General features: G+C 43.1%; 22 protein-coding genes. 6 read left to right on the forward strand and 16 right to left on the reverse strand.

Annotated features, from left to right (window positions below):
• Positions 1-187 precede the first annotated feature (187 nt).
• On the reverse strand, positions 188-469 hold the full coding sequence (locus ACED48_RS17195) for an HlyU family transcriptional regulator (protein WP_017058278.1): 282 nt from the start codon (positions 467-469) through the stop codon (positions 188-190).
• Between the two features lie 39 nt (positions 470-508).
• Positions 509-877: a late competence development ComFB family protein gene (locus ACED48_RS17200; protein WP_017058277.1), complete on the reverse strand. Its 369-nt coding sequence runs from the start codon at positions 875-877 to the stop codon at positions 509-511.
• 395 nt (positions 878-1272) lie between these two features.
• Between ACED48_RS17200 and ACED48_RS17205 the strand changes: the two genes are divergently transcribed.
• On the forward strand, positions 1273-2514 hold the full coding sequence (locus ACED48_RS17205) for a GGDEF domain-containing protein (RefSeq protein WP_032547988.1): 1242 nt from the start codon (positions 1273-1275) through the stop codon (positions 2512-2514).
• Between the two features lie 97 nt (positions 2515-2611).
• Here the strand turns inward: ACED48_RS17205 and ACED48_RS17210 are convergent, their stop codons facing one another.
• Entirely contained in the window at positions 2612-3625 is a 1014-nt protein-coding gene (locus ACED48_RS17210; protein WP_017058274.1) for a Solitary outer membrane autotransporter beta-barrel domain, read from the reverse strand.
• 73 nt (positions 3626-3698) lie between these two features.
• Positions 3699-4649 carry a diguanylate cyclase gene (locus ACED48_RS17215; RefSeq protein WP_017058273.1) on the reverse strand — a complete coding sequence of 317 codons (951 nt, stop codon included), beginning with the start codon at positions 4647-4649 and terminating at the stop codon, positions 3699-3701.
• 153 nt (positions 4650-4802) lie between these two features.
• Between ACED48_RS17215 and ACED48_RS17220 the strand changes: the two genes are divergently transcribed.
• The gene (locus ACED48_RS17220) at positions 4803-5240 is read left to right on the forward strand and encodes a DUF3069 domain-containing protein (RefSeq protein ID WP_017058272.1); all 438 of its coding nucleotides are present in this window, start codon (positions 4803-4805) and stop codon (positions 5238-5240) included.
• Positions 5241-5400: 160 nt separating this feature from the next.
• On the opposite strand, the gene modC is transcribed toward ACED48_RS17220, so the two are convergent.
• Genes modC through ACED48_RS17240 form a run of 4 tightly spaced genes read right to left on the reverse strand, consistent with a single transcriptional unit; the run spans position 5401 to position 9483 of the window.
• The gene (modC, locus tag ACED48_RS17225; RefSeq protein WP_017058271.1) at positions 5401-6507 is read right to left on the reverse strand and encodes a molybdenum ABC transporter ATP-binding protein ModC; all 1107 of its coding nucleotides are present in this window, start codon (positions 6505-6507) and stop codon (positions 5401-5403) included.
• Positions 6504-7202: a molybdate ABC transporter permease subunit gene (gene modB, locus ACED48_RS17230; RefSeq protein WP_029627263.1), complete on the reverse strand. Its 699-nt coding sequence runs from the start codon at positions 7200-7202 to the stop codon at positions 6504-6506. The genes modC and modB overlap by 4 nt, the downstream gene beginning before the upstream one ends.
• Entirely contained in the window at positions 7203-7961 is a 759-nt protein-coding gene (gene modA, locus ACED48_RS17235; RefSeq protein WP_017058269.1) for a molybdate ABC transporter substrate-binding protein, read from the reverse strand. It lies immediately after the preceding gene.
• Positions 7962-8010: 49 nt separating this feature from the next.
• The gene (locus tag ACED48_RS17240) at positions 8011-9483 is read right to left on the reverse strand and encodes a cobyric acid synthase (RefSeq protein WP_029627261.1); all 1473 of its coding nucleotides are present in this window, start codon (positions 9481-9483) and stop codon (positions 8011-8013) included.
• A 231-nt stretch (positions 9484-9714) separates the two neighbouring features.
• Between ACED48_RS17240 and ACED48_RS17245 the strand changes: the two genes are divergently transcribed.
• Both ACED48_RS17245 and ACED48_RS17250 read left to right on the forward strand, forming a co-directional pair.
• Positions 9715-10092, forward strand: a complete 378-nt coding sequence (locus tag ACED48_RS17245; RefSeq protein WP_017058267.1) for a YgiW/YdeI family stress tolerance OB fold protein — start codon at positions 9715-9717, stop codon at positions 10090-10092.
• Between the two features lie 111 nt (positions 10093-10203).
• A complete protein-coding gene (locus tag ACED48_RS17250; RefSeq protein WP_017058266.1) occupies positions 10204-10728 on the forward strand; it encodes a hypothetical protein in 525 nt (174 codons plus the stop codon).
• A 220-nt stretch (positions 10729-10948) separates the two neighbouring features.
• Here the strand turns inward: ACED48_RS17250 and ACED48_RS17255 are convergent, their stop codons facing one another.
• The 4 genes from ACED48_RS17255 to ACED48_RS17270 form a co-directional block, all read right to left on the reverse strand.
• Complete coding sequence (locus ACED48_RS17255) at positions 10949-12556, reverse strand: ABC-F family ATPase (protein WP_077681451.1); 1608 nt, start codon at positions 12554-12556, stop codon at positions 10949-10951.
• A 289-nt stretch (positions 12557-12845) separates the two neighbouring features.
• A complete protein-coding gene (locus ACED48_RS17260; RefSeq protein WP_017058264.1) occupies positions 12846-13529 on the reverse strand; it encodes a RimK/LysX family protein in 684 nt (227 codons plus the stop codon).
• A gap of 11 nt (positions 13530-13540) precedes the next feature.
• On the reverse strand, positions 13541-14725 hold the full coding sequence (locus ACED48_RS17265) for an amino acid aminotransferase (RefSeq protein ID WP_017058263.1): 1185 nt from the start codon (positions 14723-14725) through the stop codon (positions 13541-13543).
• Between the two features lie 211 nt (positions 14726-14936).
• Positions 14937-15773, reverse strand: coding sequence for an AraC family transcriptional regulator (locus ACED48_RS17270; protein WP_017058262.1), 837 nt, complete (start codon positions 15771-15773; stop codon positions 14937-14939).
• Between the two features lie 135 nt (positions 15774-15908).
• On the opposite strand from ACED48_RS17270, the gene ACED48_RS17275 reads away from it, so the two are divergent.
• Entirely contained in the window at positions 15909-17336 is a 1428-nt protein-coding gene (locus ACED48_RS17275) for an MATE family efflux transporter (RefSeq protein WP_029627259.1), read from the forward strand.
• A 152-nt stretch (positions 17337-17488) separates the two neighbouring features.
• On the opposite strand, the gene nrdG is transcribed toward ACED48_RS17275, so the two are convergent.
• Entirely contained in the window at positions 17489-17959 is a 471-nt protein-coding gene (gene nrdG, locus ACED48_RS17280; protein WP_017058260.1) for an anaerobic ribonucleoside-triphosphate reductase-activating protein, read from the reverse strand.
• 174 nt (positions 17960-18133) lie between these two features.
• On the reverse strand, positions 18134-20254 hold the full coding sequence (gene nrdD, locus ACED48_RS17285; RefSeq protein WP_017058259.1) for an anaerobic ribonucleoside-triphosphate reductase: 2121 nt from the start codon (positions 20252-20254) through the stop codon (positions 18134-18136).
• 303 nt (positions 20255-20557) lie between these two features.
• Here nrdD and ACED48_RS17290 point away from each other — a divergent pair, with 303 nt between their 5' ends.
• Entirely contained in the window at positions 20558-21436 is an 879-nt protein-coding gene (locus ACED48_RS17290; protein ID WP_017058258.1) for an endonuclease/exonuclease/phosphatase family protein, read from the forward strand.
• 125 nt (positions 21437-21561) lie between these two features.
• On the opposite strand, the gene ACED48_RS17295 is transcribed toward ACED48_RS17290, so the two are convergent.
• Positions 21562-21993: a YeeE/YedE family protein gene (locus ACED48_RS17295; protein ID WP_017058257.1), complete on the reverse strand. Its 432-nt coding sequence runs from the start codon at positions 21991-21993 to the stop codon at positions 21562-21564.
• Positions 21993-22469, reverse strand: coding sequence for a YeeE/YedE family protein (locus tag ACED48_RS17300; RefSeq protein ID WP_084026624.1), 477 nt, complete (start codon positions 22467-22469; stop codon positions 21993-21995). Before ACED48_RS17300 ends, ACED48_RS17295 begins: the two co-directional genes overlap by 1 nt.
• Positions 22470-22566 lie beyond the last annotated feature (97 nt).

The raw sequence follows: 22566 nt of genomic DNA on the forward strand, positions 1-22566 counted from the left end.
ATGGAATTTGAGCGCTTCATTTGAAGAAATGACGACCGTCTCGAACTAAGAGGTCAAACCACTTGCAAATAATCCTTTAAATAACAACTTACTAGCTGTTCTTTGTCCCTAAAACTAAAAAGAGCTTTCAGCATATACACTGAAAGCTCTCTAAATTATGACCAACATCAATTCTAACCCTATTTGGTTAGCTAAATATATTGTCGCCCATTTGGTCGATGAACATCTGCGTTTTTTTGAGCATCAATTCATCGGCATCTTGTTTGTTTGAAACAACATCTGAACGAATAAAACGGTGAGTTTTGATTTCACCATCGAATTCTTTCTCGATTCGCCCAGCAACACGGTATTGACCAGATTCTGCAATGGCATCTTGATAGATATTGAAACCCTTATATTCGACTGGTTCAATCTCTACTTTTTGTTCGGTTTTTTCTTTGCCACCAAATAATCTAGAAAAGAATCCCACGTTTTTTACTCCTTAAATGACCGTATTCACCCTAAACTATCATGACTGTTTACGGTTCAACAACGGCTTTTCGTACCATTGCAATTCTACGTCATCATCAAAATTGTGTTGACTAAATATAACGGGCACATTGTCGTCACGTTCGCGTCTTCGATCGTCAATAACCATACTTTCTGCGTTTTTTACCGCGACCTCACTATTTCGTTTATAGAGCACCAATTTATCTTCTGGCAGTGCTGAAAGAAAATCGATATCAAAGCGAATGTAGATCGGCTTGAGTTGCCCTAAAGCCAGGCACGCAAGATCGGCCAACTGTTCGTTAGTATAACTAGACACATATTCCTCGGTAGACAAAACGTGTCCTACCAAAGTTTCCATATAGTTATGTACATCAACACTAATTTGCATACTACACCTCCATTTGTAGCGGTTGCTTGTGACCTAGTTTCAAATAGTGAACAACCTAATAACAAAACCTACTTTAACTCTATTACAGATCTTGCTCGAACTTGATTACAGTTTTTGCTTCTGCCTGTTGCCGGAGCTAATATAACAATTAAGCCAAAATCACCTAAATTTTGTTAAGTACTTATAACGACTAATTAATTTATCATATATACTGTGTAGTTCGTTCTATGGTTAATAGCAACTCAAATACATATAAAAATAGTTGCGCTATTAGCGACCAATGGCAATGTTTTTGCTCTAATTTAGGCAAAAAGCTTGGCAATAACTTGTTTAACCGTATCCTACGTATAACATTAAATTATAAGATCATCATTATAGTTAGGCTCACCACATAAATGACATCTTCTTTCGTAACGTCGAGCATGTTTCGATTTTGCTTCCCCTTACTTCTCTTAGCAATATTACTTGCAGGTATGAATAACGTCATTCTCGTGACGGGTTCAAACATAGGGTTTGTTAGCAACCTCCCATATATTTTATTGAGTGTTGCGGTCATGCTGTGCCACACCTTTAAGCAAGGTCGAATGGCCATGGTTTCTGTAACCATGCTTGTCGCTTATTTAATCATCCAAGTTCGCTTGCAATCGCCACTAAATACCGGGACCACTTTGTTAGAGCTATCTCTGCTGGCCGCTCTACTGCCTGTGACTTGCTTACTCGTTTATGCCTTCCCCGATAATGGCGTTAACTCAAAATCCATGCTGTTATATGCCTTGGTACTCGTGTTGTTTATGGTGTGGACACAATTGATTGTTTCTCACTTCCATGCCGGAGGTTTTGAATCATGGAGCGAAGGCATTTTGTTTGTCGTGAGGGATTTTTCCAAACTGCCTTTAGTTTTAGTGTTGTATAGCCTTTGTTTACTTGGCCTTACTGCCATTCTAGTGTTGGTGTATAACCGCTCTATCGATGTTGTGGTTTACAGTGCAATTTTGATCGCGTCATGTACATTTATCTTTTTTGACGTTCAATACATCTCAAGCACTATGTTTTCACTATCGGGAACCTTAATCATCATCTATGTGATGTCAGCAAGCCACGATATGGCCTTTAATGACCAACTGACTAACATCCCTGGTCGACACGCCTTAGAAGTGGATATGAAGCACTTAGGGCGTAAATACTCGATGGCGATGGTTGATATCGATCACTTCAAGAAATTTAATGATACCTACGGGCATGATATCGGCGACGATGTGCTGAAACTAGTGGCTCGTGTATTGAAAGAAACAACAGGCGGAGCTCGTGCCTACCGCTATGGTGGTGAAGAGTTCACGATCATTTTTAAAGGTAAGTACACCGAACAAGTGAAAGAGCACCTTCAGGCTCTGATTTCTGAGATCCAGAATTACGACATCACCATTCGTAACACTCACGAGCGTCCTGATGACCATGAAGTCGGTATGAAAAAGCGTGGCAAGAATAGTAAACCAGCAGATGTTGTGAATGTTACGGTAAGTATTGGGTTGGCTGATAGTACGACCACAAGACAGCCCGAAGAAGTTTTGAAGCTAGCGGATAATGCACTGTACAAAGCTAAAGAAACCGGCCGAAACAAACTGTGTGTTAAAAGTTAGTTCTAGGTGGCAGTTAAGCGCATCTACAGTTAGCTAGAGCCTTCAACAATAAACATCAATAAATTGAGAGCCGAATAGGACAGGATAAGTTTGAAGACTAATCTTGGTTGAAGAAGATGATCAAGCTCCCTCCTTTCAAACTGCTTCCGTAATTGATCGTAAAGCCAATGCCTACATTATCGACCCATTCATTAAATAGGTTGGGGTTAAGCAACCAGCCCACACTACCTTCGTAATACGACGTCGTTCCCATAGGAGCAACTGTATCACCTCCAATATCAATTCTCCTGATACTGGAGTACATAGACGTAATGTTTTTATCCCAACGTACTAGGTCGTAAAAAATCTTCGCTTCATTGGCTATATACCAACCTTCTGGATGGCCAATATTACCGTTATTAGCTTCGCCCCAACCGACACCATTAAAATAACGCCAACTGGTACTGAGTTTGTATTTTCCCCAATCGTTCTTGTCTTCAAAGATCAACTTGATTTTAGGCTCAATGATATAGGCCCAAGCATCAGTATTGAGATAAGTCCCGTCAAGTTGGCCAGCAAACGGCTTAAGCAGATTAGCACGATAATCGAAGTCGTTACGATAGTAAGAAACATGATTACCAACCCCTGAATGGAAACTCCAATACTCATTCAATTGAGAAACGTTAGCGAACTCAACATATCCCGATACTATGGTCTCTTTTTGAAAATCAGTTACTGTCGTTGAGTCATATTGAACATCTCTTTCAACACGCAATGCAGACAAACTAAGAGTCACCTCTTGATGGTTATCTTCGATGTAAGCTGGTAGTTCAAATGTGTATGGTAGGCTGAGGGACGTAATACTTTTTCGGCGACTTACGGAATCGTTCGAACCAATCGCATCATTGTCTAAACTAAATACTTTATTTGGATCAAAGTTATTGATACCAAAAGTGAAAACATCGGTATCGTTAAGCAGTACACTCGTCGCAAAACTCTGTTCGATATTTTTACGAAAAAGGTCAGATAGCGGCGTGGCAGCATTAACAACGGTAGGAACAACAAAACAAAGTACAGAAACGACCTGTGTCCAACCTCTATTAACCATAAAAAATGGCTTTGAGTGCGGCATTTTATCCCTTAAATCCTTTTCTATCTTCAACACTAATAGAAGTGTCATGTCAAATATCTAACGAGCAGATCAACTAAACTGCAACATCCAAAATGTTTCTTTGTATGTAAGTATTTCTACCACTTTGTTTGGCTTGATAAAGCACTTGATCAACTTTTTCGTAAACAAAGTCAATAGATTCATTACCACAGGGAATGAAAGATAGCACCCCTTGCGACACTGTAACTCTATCAGAAACGGTTGAGTAATTGTGTGTATAGTTCATTTCATGAAGTGCTTCTTCTACCCGATCCGCATGTAATTTAGCTGCTTTGATATCCGTATCACTCAAAATCAACACAAACTCTTCACCGCCATAACGACCTACAAACTCTCCAGCTCGAACAAAGAGGCGCTTTAATGTACTAGCAAGTTCTTGCAAACACTTATCTCCTTGAATATGGCCGTAATTATCGTTATAAGACTTAAAGAAATCTACATCTAGGAGTATCACGGTCATGGGCATATTACGCCTTCCGTGCCATGCGATGCTCTCTTCAAGCTTAGTATCCATATATCGACGGTTGTACAATTTGGTTAAACCGTCTTCGTTGGCTTGCTGTTGAAGAAGGATGTTCAATTCTTCTAGTTTGGCTGTGCTCTGCTTTAACTCACGCCTCATGTGCGCAATACGCTGCATCGCTATCAACTTAGAATTCAAAACAACTTTGTTCACTGGCTTGATCAGATAATCATCGCCACCAGCATCAATCGCTTTTGCAATCATTTCAGGCTCTTCGTGACCACTCAAAAAGATGATGGGAACCCACTCGGGGAATTGATGACGCACCTCGTTTGCAACCTCAAAACCGTCCATATCAGGCATAGTGATATCAAGCAACACGAGTTCAGGATCAAAATTAGAGTAAATATTTAGGGCTTCCTTACCACTTCCAACAGCTTCAACAATATGGCCCAGTTGCTTGAGTCGAATAGCAAGCTGCATTCTGTCTAGTTGAACGTCATCAACCAGTAATATGCGCATCGAAGCTCCCTTTTCTATCATCACATCACCTTTATATTGTGCTGAATATTCAAAGTAGCTCAATTTGGGGCTTAAATCATGCACTAATCTCTATATTATATTGACTTTTTTACAGATCTTTTTAGCATTGTTTTCTTTTTAAAGAGAAATATTATGTCAGACGCTAAAAGCAACGAACAACCAGAAATCGATTTAACCACTATCTCACCAGAGCTTCGTCAAGTTATCGAATTTGATGAAGTGCCAAAAGAGATGCACTTCATGGTTACTTCTATTCACGAAGTGTCTGAAGAAGCGGTACGTGAAGCTTGGGATAGCCTTCCAGCAAGCGCACAAAATGTTTTAGACAACTTTGAACAGTTTCACGCTCTAATTTCTGTGAGCCAAGCGTTCGCTGGCGTCAACGTGATGGAAGAGTTCCCGACTCTTAAACTTCCAGAAGACATGACTGACGAAGAAAAAGAAGAGTACCGTGCTCAACTGCTAGACCAAGTCCTACACAACTGTGTAAAAGACATGGTTAAGCAAATCAAGAAAGCGCGTCGTGATGCTATCTTGAAGCGTGATTTTAAAGAAGTTTTTACTAAGTAAATCGCTAACAGTACTATTTATGATTAAGCCGCTTACAACTTAAAAGTAGCGGCTTTTTTTGTGCCCGCGACTTTTTCTTGTCGTTGTTACTCTATAACAACCTGTGCTTAACTGACGTCCCCTAAAGTCTAGTTCACGATCTAAACTTTCAATTAACGATTTAGTGTGTAACAGCAATATCTCTCTGCGTGACACTAACCCCCTTGATCTGAGCATAAACACGCTGGCCAATTTCTAGATTGAGTTCATCCAAAGCCCATAACGTGATTGTTGCCCAAAGGTAACACCCTAACTCTAACTCCAACTTAACCCCTACACTCTGCCTATTATTGCCCTGTTGCTGCGTCTCTACGCTTTTAATGGTTACAGGGAGGATATTACGTATCGAAGTACCTTTCGGCTTATGTAGTGCGATAGAAACATCATTTGCTCTAACTTGTAATCTCACCGCGGCACCAATCTCACTCGACACCTTCTGAACCCATAACGACGTCGATTTACCAAGCGTCAGACGAGACAGAGTATAATCGTTATTGTGTTCCGTTAATGTTGCTTCAAATAGCGAGCTTTGCTCTGAGAAAGATTGCCAAGGCTGCATGGCTCTAGATGCCCATACTTTTTCGGTTACGCCCGATGAAATGACTTTACCCTGATCGATAATCACTAAGTAGTTCGCCAAGCGTAATATTTCATTAAGACTGTGTGTGACATAGATAACCGGGATTTGAACGGTTTCGGATAAGTTCTCCAAAAACGGCATCACTTCACGCTTACGAGGCAAGTCGAGAGAGGCTAAAGGCTCATCCATCAACAAAATGCTCGGCTTAGACAACAAAGCACGGCCAATCGCCACACGTTGCTTCTCACCACCAGACAAACGTGCCGGATAGCGATCAAGCAATGAGCCCAAAGACAACAGTGAAACGATTTGCTCAAAATGCGTTTTATCAACGCCCTTCATTCCGTATTTGAGGTTCGCTGACACCTTTAGATGTGGAAACAATCTCGACTCTTGGAAAACATAACCGACGTTGCGTTTGTGTGTCGGCAAGTTAATGCCCTTGTCACTATCAAATAAGGTGGTTCCCGATACGCTGATCAAGCCCTTATCTGGCTGTTTAAGACCACTAATTGCATTAATTAACGAGGTTTTACCCGCACCTGAACGGCCAAAAATCGCAGTGATACCGTGGCTAGGTAACATTAAGTCGATATCAAAAAAAGTTTCACCAAGCTGTTGTTGGTATTGGAGTATTAAGGCACTCATGCATTACCTACTAATCGTTGTGCAGACTTTTTATTTAGCCACTCAGATAGCATCAATGAACCAAGCGCTATCACGATAGAAATGGCACATAAACGTGCGGCTTCCATCTCCGCACCAGGCGTTTCGATAAAGGTGTACATAGCCAAAGGGATAGTTTGGGTTTCACCGGGAATATTTGAAACGAAGCTAATCGTCGCGCCAAACTCACCAAGGCTTCTCGCAAAAGAGAGCATGGTACCGGTAATGATCCCAGGGAGCATCAGAGGTAATGTGATTGTGAAAAACACACGAATCGGCGACGCGCCCAATGTGGCTGCCGCTTCTTCGAGTTTACTATCGACCGTCTCTAGGCTAAGTCGGATAGAGCGAACCATTAATGGCAACGCGACAACAACGCACGCCAATGCCGCCCCCTTCCAGCTAAAGCTGAATACAATACCAAACACCTCATTGAGCCATGAGCCAATAATGCCTTGCCTGCCCATCATCACCAACAACAGATAGCCTATGACCACAGGAGGTAACACTAAAGGCAGATGCACAAAGCTCTCTACAATGCTTTTACCAAAAAATTGTTTCTTAGCAAGCAGCCACGCTAAACCAATGCCGATAGGAATCAGCCATAAGATGGCAAAACCAGCGACTTTCAAGCTCAGCATTAAGGCTTGGTATTCGTATTCTGATAAATACATAATTTAACGTACTTCAAACCCAAAACTATTTAAGGTGTCTTTCGCTTTTTCGCTCTTTAAGAAAGTATAGAACTGTTCTGCAACTACTTTATCGCTCAACTTCGCTACAGGGTAACGTATTGGAGTATGCAAATCTGCAGGGAACGTCTCGACTAAACTCACTTCTTTAGAAAGTAGAGCATCAGTTTTATAGACAATTCCAAGTTTAGCTTCATTACGTTCTACCAAAGCCAATGCCATACGTACATTGTTACTTGGTGCTAACCGATCGCTCACGTCATCCCACACACCCAAAGCTTCTAATGCTTCCTTCGCATAGATACCAGCAGGAACCGACATCGTATTTCCAACTGCAAGTCTTTCATCAGTAAGCAATTTAGTCCATTGGTCACCCTTTGAGATATCCAACGATACCGGCGTACCTTTCGGTGAAATTAGCACAAGTTCGTTCTCACACAGATTAGTGACGTTGTCACTAGATGCGTATTTTCGATCAACTAAATACGTCATCCATTTTTCATTCGCCGAGATAAAAATGTCTGCAGACGCCCCTCTTTCAATCTGACGTACCAATGAAGAAGTACTAGCGTACACAGGAATAACATCGACAGAATGGTCTTTCTCAAACTCATCAACCAATAGGTTAACCGCGTTTGTCATCGACGATGCAGCATAAACTCTTAGCTTTTCGGCCGCTAAAAGATGAGTCGAACTCAACGAAGTCGTTAACGCTAAGGTGACGAGGGTAGCTAGCTTTTTCATTATTCTCACTTATCTATTATTCGTTTCAGTTATTAACCGATATTCCCATTCAAACCCGAGCTTTAAACTCAGGCCAAAGCAATTCAAGATTTAAGTGCTCTTCGATGGCGTCAGCGATTCGATTAATACCCAACTCTTTAAGCTGTTCGTGGTCAATCGCTGTTACATCATTGGCTCCTGCCCATTCGCAGATAAGCGATAACGCATCACTGTTATCGAATATGCCGTGCAGATAAGTACCAAATATCGAGTTGTCTTGATTTATAGCACCATCAAGGCTGCCTGATTCTAACTGAACCGGTAATACTGTTTCTTTGACATCAGTGCTACCTACGTGAATTTCGTAACCTTTTACTTGTGCTGATTTTCCATCCAGCGTCATAGTACCGATCACGTTAGTTAAGGTTTTCTGCTGCGTTAAGGTAGTGTCCGTATCAAGGTAACCTAGCCCTTCACTGCTACCTGGCTCGCCCTCAACTCCATCTGGGTCGTGGATAATGTTTCCTAGCATCTGGTAACCGCCACAAATACCCATAACCTTGCCACCTAAACGGAGGTGACGCTGAATATCTCTATCCCAACCCTGCTCTTTTAGGTAGCCCAAATCTGCTCTGACTGACTTTGTACCCGGTAAGATAATCAAATCCGCGTTGTTCAGACGTTCGCCTTTGCCTACGTAACGTAAATCAATCGACGGGTTAAGTCGCAGCGCGTCAAAGTCTGTATGGTTACTTATTCGAGTTAGTACTGGCACAACGACCTTGAGCTTAGCTTCTCCATCTGACTCTTGAGCGGAGGTAATGGCATCTTCTGCTTCAAGGTTAAAACCATGCAAGTACGGCAATACACCAATCACAGGCTTGCCAGTTTTCTCTTCTAACCAATCTAGGCCAGATTGCAGCAGCGCAATGTCGCCTCTAAAACGGTTAATCACGAAACCTTTCACTCGTGCCTGCTCAGATTCAGATAATAGAGCCAATGTGCCGTAAAGGTGGGCGAAAACGCCGCCACGGTCGATATCCGCTACGATAATGACTGGGATATCCGCTCTCTCAGCAAATCCCATGTTGGCGATATCATTTTCACGCAGATTGATTTCAGCTGGGCTACCTGCACCTTCGATCATGACACTTTCATATTCTGCAGAAAGTCGGTCGAATGAATCGATAACCGTATTCATCGCGACCTTCTTATAATCGTGATAACCGGTCGCTTCCATATTGCTTAACGCACGACCTTGCAAAATCACTTGTGCACCCGTGTCTGAGTTCGGTTTCAGCAATACAGGATTCATGTGAACAGACGCTTCAATATTACAAGCTTGTGCCTGAACCGCTTGCGCGCGACCAATTTCGCCACCGTCTTTTGTCACGGCACTGTTTAACGCCATGTTTTGTGGCTTAAAAGGGGCCACTTTAATGCCTTTCCTAGCCAATACACGGCATAAACCTGCCACCAAAACACTTTTCCCAGCATCTGACGTTGTCCCTTGAACCATTAGGGCGCTTAATGGTGATCGCATTTGTACTTAAATCCTTAATTTCTTGCCGTTTGGCAATATTTATCTGCCCCTATATTAGCGTCATTGTCGAGTTGATGCCCAGCAAAATGAATGGAAAATGAATACCTTACTCACTCTGGATTCAAACTTAATGTTGTTTACTAGCATTATCGAAGCTAAACGCCTCTTCCAAAGAAATTGTCTTAGCTAAAGAAGACGTTTCAACTAAAAAACAATACTAAGGAATTCATCATGAAAAAAACTGTACTAGCAATTGTATCAACCATCACCTTAGCCCCTGCTTTCGCAATGGCTGGTGACCACAGTAATAATCAACACAAAGGCCCTATTGCTTACACAGGACCAATCGAAACCGTTTCTGTTGCTACACTGCTTGCAGACACAAGCATGTTCACAGAGCTGGACGCGATCGTAGACGGCAGGATTGTTCGTCAGATAAAAAATGACACGTTTATCTTCTCTGACGGACAGAGTGAAATTCAAATAGAGCTGGATGACGATATCCGTCTATCACAACCTCTAGCTGCTGATACCAAAGTACGTATCTTTGGTGAGTACGAAGGTGGCAAAACACCAGAGATCGAAGTTGATCATATTCAAGTTTTGTAAGCTTCAAAACTCAACTATTTAGCTTTAAATTACGCACTTCAATAAATTGGCCTGCATGTTGCAGGCTTTTTTGTATATACTGCCGAAAAATACAATTTATATGGAGTCACCATGCTAGGTCGCACAAACAAGACTATCCTTCTGGGGTTAGCTGCACTGTGTTCATTCTCTGCGTCTGCAAACAACTTTAACTACAACACATTCGAGCTGCGCATGGGTACAAGCCCGAGTACTTTCGGTGGTGAAGTCACAACAATGTTTACTCAGAACTCACACATCATTGCACGTATCGATTCTGAATTTGAGAGCGATTGGGATGCCGCTGTAGGTATGGGGTTTAACGGTCCGATTAATCAATTTGCTGATGTGACAGGCCAAATGCTATTGCACAACATTGAACGTAATGACAACAATGACATTAAAACTGAAATAAACATCGGCATAAAAGCATGGTTAATGGCAAATGTTGAGGTTAACGCACGTCTTGGCCAATTGATCGACAACGACGATACGCGTTCAATTGTAGGGGTTGGTGCTCGCTTTCACTCGACAGATCAACTTTCTGTTGGTCTTGATATGCGAAACAACGGCACTTACGGTCACCAACTCCTAATGTCAGCTCGATTCGGTTTCTAAGCTAGATTTCGTATCTAGGTTTTATGAATAAGCTAGGTTTCGTCACTAAGTAATACCAATCACAGTAAGTAAGTAAGTGATCAGTTATTTACTACGATTGGTATAATAAGTAGCTGGACAAATTAAATAGAAAAAGCCCCGAACAAATTAATGTTCGGGGCTTTTTGTTTGTTAGTTTCGCTAGCTTTTAGTTGTGAAAAACCTAGGCCAGCAACTTACTCTATAAATTAACCATCAGCACCTTTTTCTGGTGATCTAAGTACTCTTCATAAGTACCTTGGAAGCTCACTAGCTGTTGGTCTTTTACATCGATGATGTGTGTTGCTAATGAAGAAACGAACTCACGGTCATGACTTACGAAGATAAGCGTGCCAGTGTAAACTTTCAATGCGTCGTTCAGGGCTTGGATTGCTTCCATGTCCATGTGGTTCGTTGGTTCGTCCATTACCAGAACGTTGATGTCTTGCATCATTAGCTTGCCGAATAACAGACGGTTCTTCTCACCACCAGAACAGTTACGCGCTTTTTTGTTCGCATCGTCAGCAGTAAACAATAGACGACCTAGAATGCCACGTACCATAAGGTCATCGTGCTTCACTGTGCGCCATTGTGAGATCCAATCGAAGATGCTCAGGTCGTTATCAAAGTCAGACGTGCTATCTTGTGGGCAGTAGCCTACTGATGCGTTTTCAGACCATTTAACGATACCTTCGTTTTGCGCTAGCTCTTGAACTAGACAACGTAGCAGCGTGGTTTTACCCACACCGTTCTCACCGATAACCGCAAGACGAGTACCCGCTTCAAGCAGCAAGTTACCACCAGCAAATAATGTTTCGCCATCGAAGCCGTGACCAAGATCTTGAAGTTCAAGCGCTTGACGGTGTAGTTTCTTACCTTCGCCAAAATCAATAGATGGGCTCATACGGCTCGATGATTTCACTTCATCAAGCGTGATTTTGTCCATTTTCTTAGCGCGAGAGCTTGCTTGTTTTGCTTTAGATGCGTTAGCACCAAAACGGTTTACGAAATCTTGAAGCTCGCTGATTTCAGCCGCTTTCTTAGCATTGCTTGCTAGAAGCTGTTCACGAATCAAGCCAGATGCTTCTAGGAAGTACTCGTAGTTACCAGGGTAAACACGTAGTTCACCGTAGTCGATATCTGCCATGTGCGTACACACAGAGTTCAGGAAGTGTCTGTCGTGCGAAATGATGATCATTGTACATTTACGCTGGTTTAGCTCTTCAGCAAGCCAGTTGATCGTGTGAATGTCCAAGTTGTTGGTTGGTTCATCAAGAAGCAGGATGTCTGGGTTTGCAAACAGAGCTTGTGCCAATAGCACACGCAGTTTCCAACCTGGAGCTACTTGCTGCATCAAGCCGAAGTGGAACTCTTCTTCAATACCCGCTTGAATTAGGATGTCGCCAGCACGGCTTTCTGCTGTGTAGCCATCCATTTCCGCGAATTCGCTTTCAAGTTCTGCGACTTTCATGCCGTCGTCTTCGCTCATTTCTGGCAAAGAGTAAATGCGGTCACGTTCTTGTTTTACTTCCCAAAGTTTTCTGTCGCCCATGATTACAACGTCGATAACGCTGTACTGTTCGAAAGCGAACTGATCTTGGCTTAGCACACCCAGCTTCTCTCCCGGAGTGATAGAAACGTTGCCCGAACTTGGCGTTAGTGCACCACTTAGGATTTTCATGAACGTTGATTTGCCGCAACCATTAGCGCCGATCAAACCATAGCGGTTGCCGTTACCAAATTTAGCAGAGATGTTTTCAAACAGCGGCTCTGCGCCAAATTGCATTGTGATGTTCGCGGTAGATATCAAAGAACTAATTCCTAAGCGTATACTGACACATAATTATTAAGCAGAAAGACGTGCCTATATAAGAAGTACGAAAGTATGGGTTAAACATAAAACGAAGCGCGGATTATATAGAGATCAGGATCACATTGTCGAGGTTAAACGGTGAAAGGATGGCGAACAGTGCAAAATTAAATACAATTCCTCTGTGATTAGGCCATAAATAGAAAAAATCCCCGTTAATTCCATTAACGGGGATTCGATTAATCAAAAACAGAAGCGTCCTATTGAGGACGAACTCATGCTCTTAATTCTATTTAGTTATTTTCTTCTGGACGTATTTTTGGCTTACATCAACAACCGCAACATCTCTAAAGAAACTTCTACCCAACAGAAGTGGGAAAGAAAGATGCGTTCTGTCTGCTAACGTAAATTCCGTTTTATCTTTTAGATCACCAATTTGAATCGCGGCAACGACAACAGCACGTCGTTGTGTACCCTCAGCGCTTGACTGCTTGATCTTAACCCAACGCTCTACTGGTAAGCTGATCTCTTCGGTTGTGATGTTGTCATGTTCAATTTTGAACTTAACCCAGTCTTTGCCGTCACGTTCAAAATCGACAATATCAACCGCACTGATTGATGATGTTGTGGCACCTGTATCGACACGTGCTTTAAACGCTTCTTTTAAACCAGGAACAAACACCCACTCCTCTTCCCCAAGAATCAGTTTGCCATCGTTTGTTTTTCTAACCTTTTCTACCGGCTTTTCAACAGGCACAGGTTTTACCTCAGGTTCAGTTGGTTTTACTTCTTCAGGCTTTTCTGTAGGTTCTGTGACTTTTTCGCCTTCTGCTGCGTCAGCTTCTGAAGAATCATCCACAATAGGTTGTTCGACTTGAGGCTTTTGCTCTGGCTCGACAGGTACTTGAGTTGTCGAGCAAGCAAAAAGACCGCCACTTAACATTAGGACTATAATCGCTTTCCAATTATACATTCAGTCACCTTCTATTTTGATACGTTGGCTATCGCTTTTGCTACGTAAGGAATATGCGATTCAGAAAGACCTGCAATATTGATGCGTCCATCACCAACACCATAGATGCCATACTCTTCACGTAACTGATTCATTTGAGTTTCTTTAAAGCCTAGTACAGTAAACATACCTTTATGGCTTTCAATGAAATCAAATTGTGACGTGTTATAAGTATTTCGCAATTCATCACATAAACTTTGGCGCAAATTTAACAAACGCTGCTGCATTTCACTCAACTCTTGCTTCCAAACCTTCGTTAACTCTTGATTCTGAAGAATTGTTTTCACCAGAGCCGCACCGTGATCGGGTGGCATAGTGTAAGTTGAGCGAGCCAGCGTAAGAAGCTTACCTCTTGCGTTGCCAACGTGCTCGTTGTTCTTACCGATAACGATCGCCGCACCCGTTCTTTCACGGTATAAACCGAAGTTTTTCGAGCAAGATGTTGTTATCAGCATTTCTTCAACGTTGTTAGCCATGTGTTGAAGACCTTTCGCATCTTCTTCTAAGCCGTCTCCAAAGCCTTGGTAGGCAATGTCAACGAACGGTAAGAAGCCATTCTTTTGCGATAACCTGGTGATTTCTTGCCATGCTTCAAAGTCGATATCAGCCCCCGTTGGGTTATGACAACAACCGTGCAGTAATACCACGTCTGATGGACCTGCTTTTGCAAGGTCTTCCAACATTTTTTCAGTATCAACTTGCTTCGTTTCAGGACTGAAGTAATTGTAGTATCGAACTTTTAAGCCTGCCGCTTCCATCACCGGTTTGTGGTTAACGTAGCTTGGGTTTGAAATCCAAACTGTGGTATCTGGTTGAGAAACTTTCATTAAGTCGCCCAACATACGAAGTGCACCACTTGCACCCGGTGTTTGAATCGCAGCAACGCGATCCATTGCAGAAGTCCCTTTAAGCAGAAGATCAACCATACTCTGGTTGAACTCTTCACAGCCTGCTAGGCCAACGTAAGCTTTGGTTTTCTGCGTTTCAACAACGATATCTTGAGCCATAGAAACTGCTTTCATGATCGGTGTTTCGCCTTGGTCGTTTTTATAAACGCCAATGCCCAAGTCGACTTTATCAGTACGAGTATCGCCGCGGTAAGCAACAGAAAGAGATAGAATTGGATCTAAAGTTGGTTTTGGTAGATGTGAAAACATGAAAGTCACAACCCTTTGAAATTCAAGTAATGAGTTTCACGTTAACATTATCGTAGACAAATCAGAAACATTTTTTAATAGAAGCGCTTAGTTAGAATAAGTAATCAGAGATTGGTCATTTTACGTCACTAAACAGCGCAAATATCGAACACTTTTAGTGCTTTATCAATAGAGCAGTAGCTTGTTTAAAAAGTACCTTGTTGATTTTCGGCTAAATACCTTGTTTGAATTGCCTTGGTGTCATGCCCGACCAAGTCTTAAATCGAGTACTAAAGTTAGCCGCATTCGGGTAACCCACGATCTCGCCAATATGTTGAATCGACCAATCACTCGACCTGAGTAATCGCGCCGCGTACTCCATTCTCATACGCATAATGTGGGTCATCGGGCTATGAGAATAATATCGTTGACACAAGCGATGGAAATGCGGCTCTGAGCACGGGAACAAGCTCGCAAGCTCATGAACATTCCACTCTTTATGGAGCTGCTTTTGTACTTTGTCGAACACGCGTCTTAAACGAATTATGTTACGTGATTGTTGCTGAGGCACTGGTGCATTAATCATAAACTCTATTTGAGCCACACTATGATTGGCGATCGCTCCACCCAAATCGATGGGCAGCGCAATGCTTCTTAACAAGGTATGAATGCAAGACGACACCACCTCTGCTGCTGGCGAAAGTGTGTAACTCACTTCATCGCTCACTACTTTATCCCATTGCTTATCTGGCGAGAGAAAGATCCATGCGATTTGCCATGTTTCTTCTTCAATCCCAAAGCCATTTTCTGTGCCCGCAGGAACCGTAATGCATGACCCTGGCTCTAGAAGATAGCGACACGCCCCGCTTTCTAACCACCCTTTACCCCTAACCGTGTATAGCAGCATGTGTTTCTGAGGATTCTTCCGATGTACCGAAAAGAAATCTCGGCACGACGCCGTCCCACACTGAACGATACCTAATTGTTCGAATGCCAATACATGGCTTTGATCGACAAACTCTTGGTGTGTCTGATCAGAGATCTCGTAGCGTTCGTGTTTCTCACTCATTTCACTGGTCGCTCATTAGGTTTGTCTGCAATTGAATCGCCACATTAGTCATTCGATAGTTTTGAAATAGATGCTTTTGAAAATAGATAGTTTGGCAAAAGTTTGTGATGAACCTGAACAATACAGCCAAAACAAATGCCGATAAACTTCTCGCATATTAACCACAGGGGAAATGCGATGCGCTCGACATATCGTCATCTAGACAAAGATTTTTGGCAAAAGCTTTTACACATCGGTTTGCCTGTATCGCTACAAACTATGTTGTTTTCATTACTTGGCGTAGTCGATATTTTTATGGTTAACCAACAGGGTGACTCTGCAACCGCAGCGGTTGGCGTGGGTAACCGTATATTTTTCTTCAACTTAATCATGGTATCTGGGATTAGCGGCGCCGTCAGCGTGCTAGCTTCGCAATATTTCGGTGCGGGAGATTTCAACGGAATTAGACGCACATTAGCGCAGTCATGGACACTGTCTGTCTTTGCCATCATCCCCTTTGTGTTCATTTATACATTGGCTCCTGAATCAGTCGTGTCTGTGGTGGCCTCAGACCCTGATTACGTCCGCTTGGCAACGGATTACCTTTGGATAACAGGAGCCAGCCTTATTGGAACCGCTATAGTTGTGCCGCTAGAAACTGCGCTTCGTTCTGTGGGCGAAGCCAAGCTGCCCACCAAAATCAGTATTTGGGCGATCATCGTGAACGCGATTCTCAATGCATTGCTGATATTCGGCTTATTTGGCATCCCTGAACTGGGGGTGGTTGGCGCGGCAATTGGCACCACCATATCTCGATTCTTTCAAACGATTGCCCTGCTTGGTATGGCGAATAGACACTACGCTCACCTGTTCCCAACACTGACTAATTGGCGCGATGCAATATTGCCTAAACATAGAAAGAAGTATCTCAAGATAGCGATTCCGATGTTGGTTCATGATACGGCTTGGGCGGGTGGAATACTGATTTATAACGTTATTGTTGGTCAGATGGGTGTTGGCGAGCTTGCGATAGTCTCACTGTTATCGCCAGTAGAAAGCATCTTGATCTCGGCGTTTATGGGTTTTGCAGTCGCGGCATCGATCATTTTAGGCAACGAGATCGGCGCGAAAAACTATCAACGTGTTGAGAACACCGCTTGGGGGTATGTATTGGTCAGCTGTGGGCTTGCGGCTTTACTAGCCTTGATGTGCTGGTTTGCTAAACCCGCGATCGTATACATGATCGGCCTTACTCACTTAGAGCTCAAAGAGACGGCTGTTAACGTCACCTTAGTCATGGCACTCGGCATGATACTAAGAGTCTTCAATATGGTTGGCATTGGTGGTGTGTTGAAAAGCGGTGGAGACATCAACTACAGTATATTCATCGACTTGTTTGGCCAATGGGCAATCGGTATCCCCCTTGCCTACTTTACTGCGCTGGTGTTGGGTTGGCCGCTAGAATGGGTTTTGATGATTGTGCTGCTGGAAGAGCTAGCCAAAATAGCTCTGACCAGTCAGAGGATTCAATCTAAGAAATGGATAAACAATTTAATCGACGAGCCTGAGCACATTCCTATTTAAGCAGGCGCCAAACCGACACTAACGTGCGGGCGATAGATTCAAAGAACTCACACCCAAGGGCTGATTTGTAGCATTTCGCTAACGATGAAGCCCTTTTTTCTGTTTCTGTTTACGAGAGTACTAAATCAGAACAAGCTTATAAGTCAGCAAAGCTATAAGTCAGTAAATCGATGAATGATTTGGTTTGAACTACCACGCCAATCCAACATTGGATCTGCTTTATCTTGCTCAAAGCGGCCATCAATCAAAGTATCAACGTATTCCAGTACTTGCTTCTGTTTTTCATCAAGCTCATCTAACTCGTAACCAGTCCACATCCAGATGTCTTTGCCTTCACATTCTGCTTTTACACGCTGAACAAGCTTAAGCACTTCAGAAACGTTTGCAGGATGCAAAGGATCACCACCAGAAAGCGACAAGCCACGACGCTTGATTCGTGGATCATTGAGATCAGCGATAATGTGGTCTTGTAGTTCTTGAGTAAACAAATGCCCAGAGTCCAACCTCTGCGTCGATTGGTTATAACACCCGCGACACTGGTGTACACAACCCGACACAAACAAAGTGCAGCGTGTTCCTGGGCCATTTACAACGTCGATTGGGTGGTATTGGTGATAATTCATAAGGCAGTATTGAAAACTCGTGATTACTTAATAGTTTGAGAAGATGTGTTGTAACAACTGAAACGAAAGAATTGGTATCGACATAGCGTCGATACCAATCTTATTTCTTGGAACGTAGCTCTTCTAAGTTCACTAGCTAACGATCGCAGATCTTAACCAAGATCCTTCGTTAGATTAAAGGTGCTTAACGCGGCGTTTAACTTCTTCTTGCTTACCAAAGTTAAATGGTCGTGCATCTGGGCTACCAAGGTAACCACAAACACGGCGTGTTACCGATACTTTGGTTGAGTCATGGTTGCCACACTTAGGACACGTAAAGCCCTTACTTGTACAGTCGAACTCACCGTTGTAACCACATTCGTAGCACTCATCTATCGGCGTGTTGGTGCCGTAGTAAGGAACACGTGTGTAGCTGTAATCCCATACGTTTTCTAGTGCTTCGATGTTCTTCTGCATGTTCGGGAATTCGCCGTAACAGATAAAACCGCCGCTAGAAATTTCAGGATAAGGCATCTCGAAATCGATCTTGTCGTATGGGTTCACTTTCTTCTGCACATCTAAGTGGAAGCTGTTTGTGTAGTAACCACGGTCTGTTACGCCATCAATCACACCAAACTCTTTAGTGTCGATGCTGCAGAAACGGCTACATAGGTTTTCACTTGGTGTGCCGTATAGGCTGAATGCGTAACCTGTCTCTTTCGTCCAAGATTCCACTTCACGCTTCATGTACTCCACCAGCTCAAGCGCTTTAGCACGCATTTCGCCGTCGTCGTACAAGTGAACGTCTGTGCCGTAAAGCGCAGTCATTGCTTCGTGGATACCAATGTAACCAAGAGAAACAGATGCACGACCATTCTTGAAGATATCTGCAATAGAGTCATCTGCTTTCAAGCGAACGCCACATGCACCTTCCATGTATAGAATTGGAGCAACACGTGCTTTCACGTTTTCTAGACGAGAAATACGAGTTTCTAGCGCACGACGAGCTAGCTTCAGTTTTTCATCAAGCAGTTCGTAGAACTTAGTCATATCTTGTTTTGCGTTAATCGCAATACGTGGCAAGTTCAGGCTAACAACACCTAAGTTGTTACGGCCTTCATGAATTAACTCACCGTTTTCTTCGTAAGTATTCAAGAAGCTACGGCAACCCATAGGGGTTTTAAATGACCCTGTCACTTCTACTATTTTGTCGTAGTTAAGGATGTCTGGATACATACGCTTAGACGCACATTCAAGCGCTAATTGCTTGATGTCGTAGTTTGGATCTTGCTTCTGGTGGTTCAAACCATCTTTGATTGCAAACACCAGTTTAGGGAATACCGCTGTTTTGCGGTTCTTACCCAAACCTGCGATGCGGTTTTTCAAGATAGATTGCTGAATCAGTTTTGAACCCCAGCTTTCGCCTAGACCAAAACCAAACGTAACGAATGGTGTTTGACCGTTAGCCGTGTGTAGCGTGTTTACTTCGTATTCCAAAGATTGGAACGCGTCGTAACACTCTTTCTCGGTACGAGAGATAGCAAAAGCTTCTGGGCTATGAATGTCCCACTCTTTCGCTAGCGATAAGTGCTTTTCGTAACTCGCCATCACGTAAGGTTCTAGAACCTCGTCGATACGGTTAATCGTAGTACCGCCGTAAATGTGGCTCGCCACTTGTGCGATGATCTGTGCCGTTACCGCTGTTGCTGTAGAAATCGATTTAGGTGTGTCGATTTCCGCGTTACCCATCTTGAAGCCATGCGTTAACATGCCTTTCAAGTCGATAAGCATACAGTTAAACATTGGGAAGAACGGTGCGTAGTCTAGATCGTGGTAGTGAATGTCACCACACTCGTGAGCTTGTACGATGTCACGCGGCAAAATGTGAGTTTTTGCATAGTGTTTAGCCACGATACCCGCCAGCAAGTCACGCTGAGTTGGGATAACTTTACCGTCTTTGTTGGCATTCTCATTGATCAGATCAACATTGCTTTCTTCGATCAAACCTTCGATCTCGCGAGTTAAAGCGCTTTGCTTCTCACGTGCGATGTCGCGGTCATGACGATATTCAATGTAGGCACGAGCCAGAGACTTGTATGGTCCCTGCATTAGCTCGTTCTCGACCATGGTTTGAATTTCAGAGATATGAACTTCATCGTAGTCTTCGAGCTTCAACTCAACTGCTAATGCCACATTCAGTGCATAAATAGCAATTTCCTTATCGGCTTTGTCTGACGCTGCTTCCACTGCAGCTTGGATGCGATCTCTATTGAATGGAGCTCTTGAGCCATCACGCTTGATTACGATTGATTTCACCACTTCTCCTTACTCTTGAGGTACTCACAGACTTATCCACAAACACACTATATAGAGCGATTTATCGTTTAACTAACACTAGATATTGTGGCGTATTTAACGAGAACCACCAACTTTGAGTATTGATTTGGATCAATAAAACGCGCACGCTGAACAAGATAAATCCAATATTATTACGTGAGTTCTCAAGTCGAAAAGAAACAATGTAACAATAAAAAAACTGCTAAAAAGAGTTGAATTTTTGGTAAGTGTTGTAGGATAACGGCTCAACTATATTGGACACCAAAATTAGGGATATTTGGGATGAAACGACTTCAAAAGTGGATAATGTTAGCTTGCTTACTCAGTAGCCAGACATTTGCTGAACCTTTAACCATATCCAGTTGGAATATCGAATGGTTATCAACCAACGAGGCTGTGAATAAGTTTTCTGCCCAACGTGATCAAGCTGATTTCGACAAACTTGAAGAATACTTTCAATCCTTAGATGCGGATGTGGTCGCCTTTCAAGAAGTCGACGACGTCAATGCCATTCAGCGCATCGCCGGCGATCAATACAAGATATTGATGTCTGACCGAGCATTGCCCGAAAACAGTAACCATCAGTTCAAAGAAGTGAACCAATACACAGGGTTCGCGGTTCGTAGAGGAATCACACTCACCGACTACGCTGACTTTCTTCTGGAGTCGAGTGCTAACAGCAAGCTTAGGTTTGCCAGTTACATGGTCGTAGAAACGGAAAGCAAGCCGATTTACATGTTGTCTGTGCATTTAAAGGCGGGTTGCAGCGGCGCTTACAAGTCGAACCGCGATTGTTCAAGACTCAAAGACCAAGCACAACAACTCAATAAGTGGATTCAGCAAAGAGAAAGAAACGGTCAGGATTACGCGATACTAGGCGATTTCAACCATAACCTATCCTACTCAAGAGATTGGATGTGGAAAGATATGACGCAAAATACCGATGCTCAGTTGGCAACAAGAAAAACTCGATCAGATTGTAAGGTACGATCTAACCGCAATAACCATCGCACGCACCAGTTCCGCTCTGTGATTGATCATATTGTAGTGAGTAAGTCGCTAAATGCTTCTCCTGCAAAGCAGAAGGTATTTGAAACGCAGGATGTGCTTGATTACAAACTTAGCGACCATTGCCCAGTTTCAACAACGATCAACAAGTAGGTTTCAGATATCCTCAGATAATAGAAAATAGTAGATACGGAAAGAGGCTGACTGGCTTTTTACTTAAAGCGAGTCAACCTCTCAAATGGTCATATCAGCCTATCGGATAAGCAATATCCGCACTGCTAGCAGGTTTTATTCGTACGTCCCGCCAGCCACATTCCCACCAGCATGCTTAAGACGAACAGCCATACCGTTGGGTTACCGCCACTAAGGCTGGTTACTGCAGGCCCCGGGCAAAAGCCTGCAATCCCCCAGCCTAAACCAAAGGCAGTTGAACCTAGAATCAGCTTTCTGTCGATTAGCGGGTTGTTACGGCTATCTAACGGTTCGCCATTGACCGCTTGAGAGCGCTTTTTAATGACCAAATGATAAAACGGAGCGAACACCAATAACGCGCCACCCATGACGAATGCCAAGCTGATATCCCAGTCGCCTGTAATGTCTAAAAAGCCAAGTACTTTGTTTGGATCAACCATGCCTGAAATGATCATGCCAGCGCCGAAAAGAAGACCTGCGAGCAAGCCAATAACTATAGTAAACGAAGAGTTTTTCATTACGCCCCCAAACCAATCAGATTCTTAACCAACACAGTTGCCATTGCCACACCCATAAACACACAAGTCGCGACAATTGAACGTTTAGACAAACGTGCCATTCCCACAATGCCATGGCCGCTCGTACAGCCATTTGCAACCTTAGTGCCGAAGCCCACCAAAAGACCGGCTATGATAACCACTGCAAAGTTGATCTCTTCTAACTGAGGAAGTTGATAGCCCGTTGGAATCAACAACCAACCGCTCACAACCATTCCGACAACAAAAGCAAGTCGCCAATGTTTCTCGGTTTTCTCAATGTGGAAGTCCGAGCTGGATTCAAATCCTGATTCTAAACTTGTATTCTTTCTAGACGGCAATAAACGACTAACGATTCCGCTGATTCCTGCTACTCGCCCGATGCCCAACATCAGAATAATTGCCGACGCGCCTAGCAGCATGCCGCCGAAAAACGCATCCCAAGGTATAAAACTAATCACTGACCTCTCCTATCCACAAACTCTAATCTAACTCACCACAAGTTAAATTAGAGTTTACTAATAAATATAAATTAGTCAATGCTAATGTAATGGC

The organism is Vibrio sp. 5S239, from assembly GCF_041439575.1.
Taxonomy (GTDB): Bacteria; Pseudomonadota; Gammaproteobacteria; order Enterobacterales; family Vibrionaceae; genus Vibrio; species Vibrio kanaloae.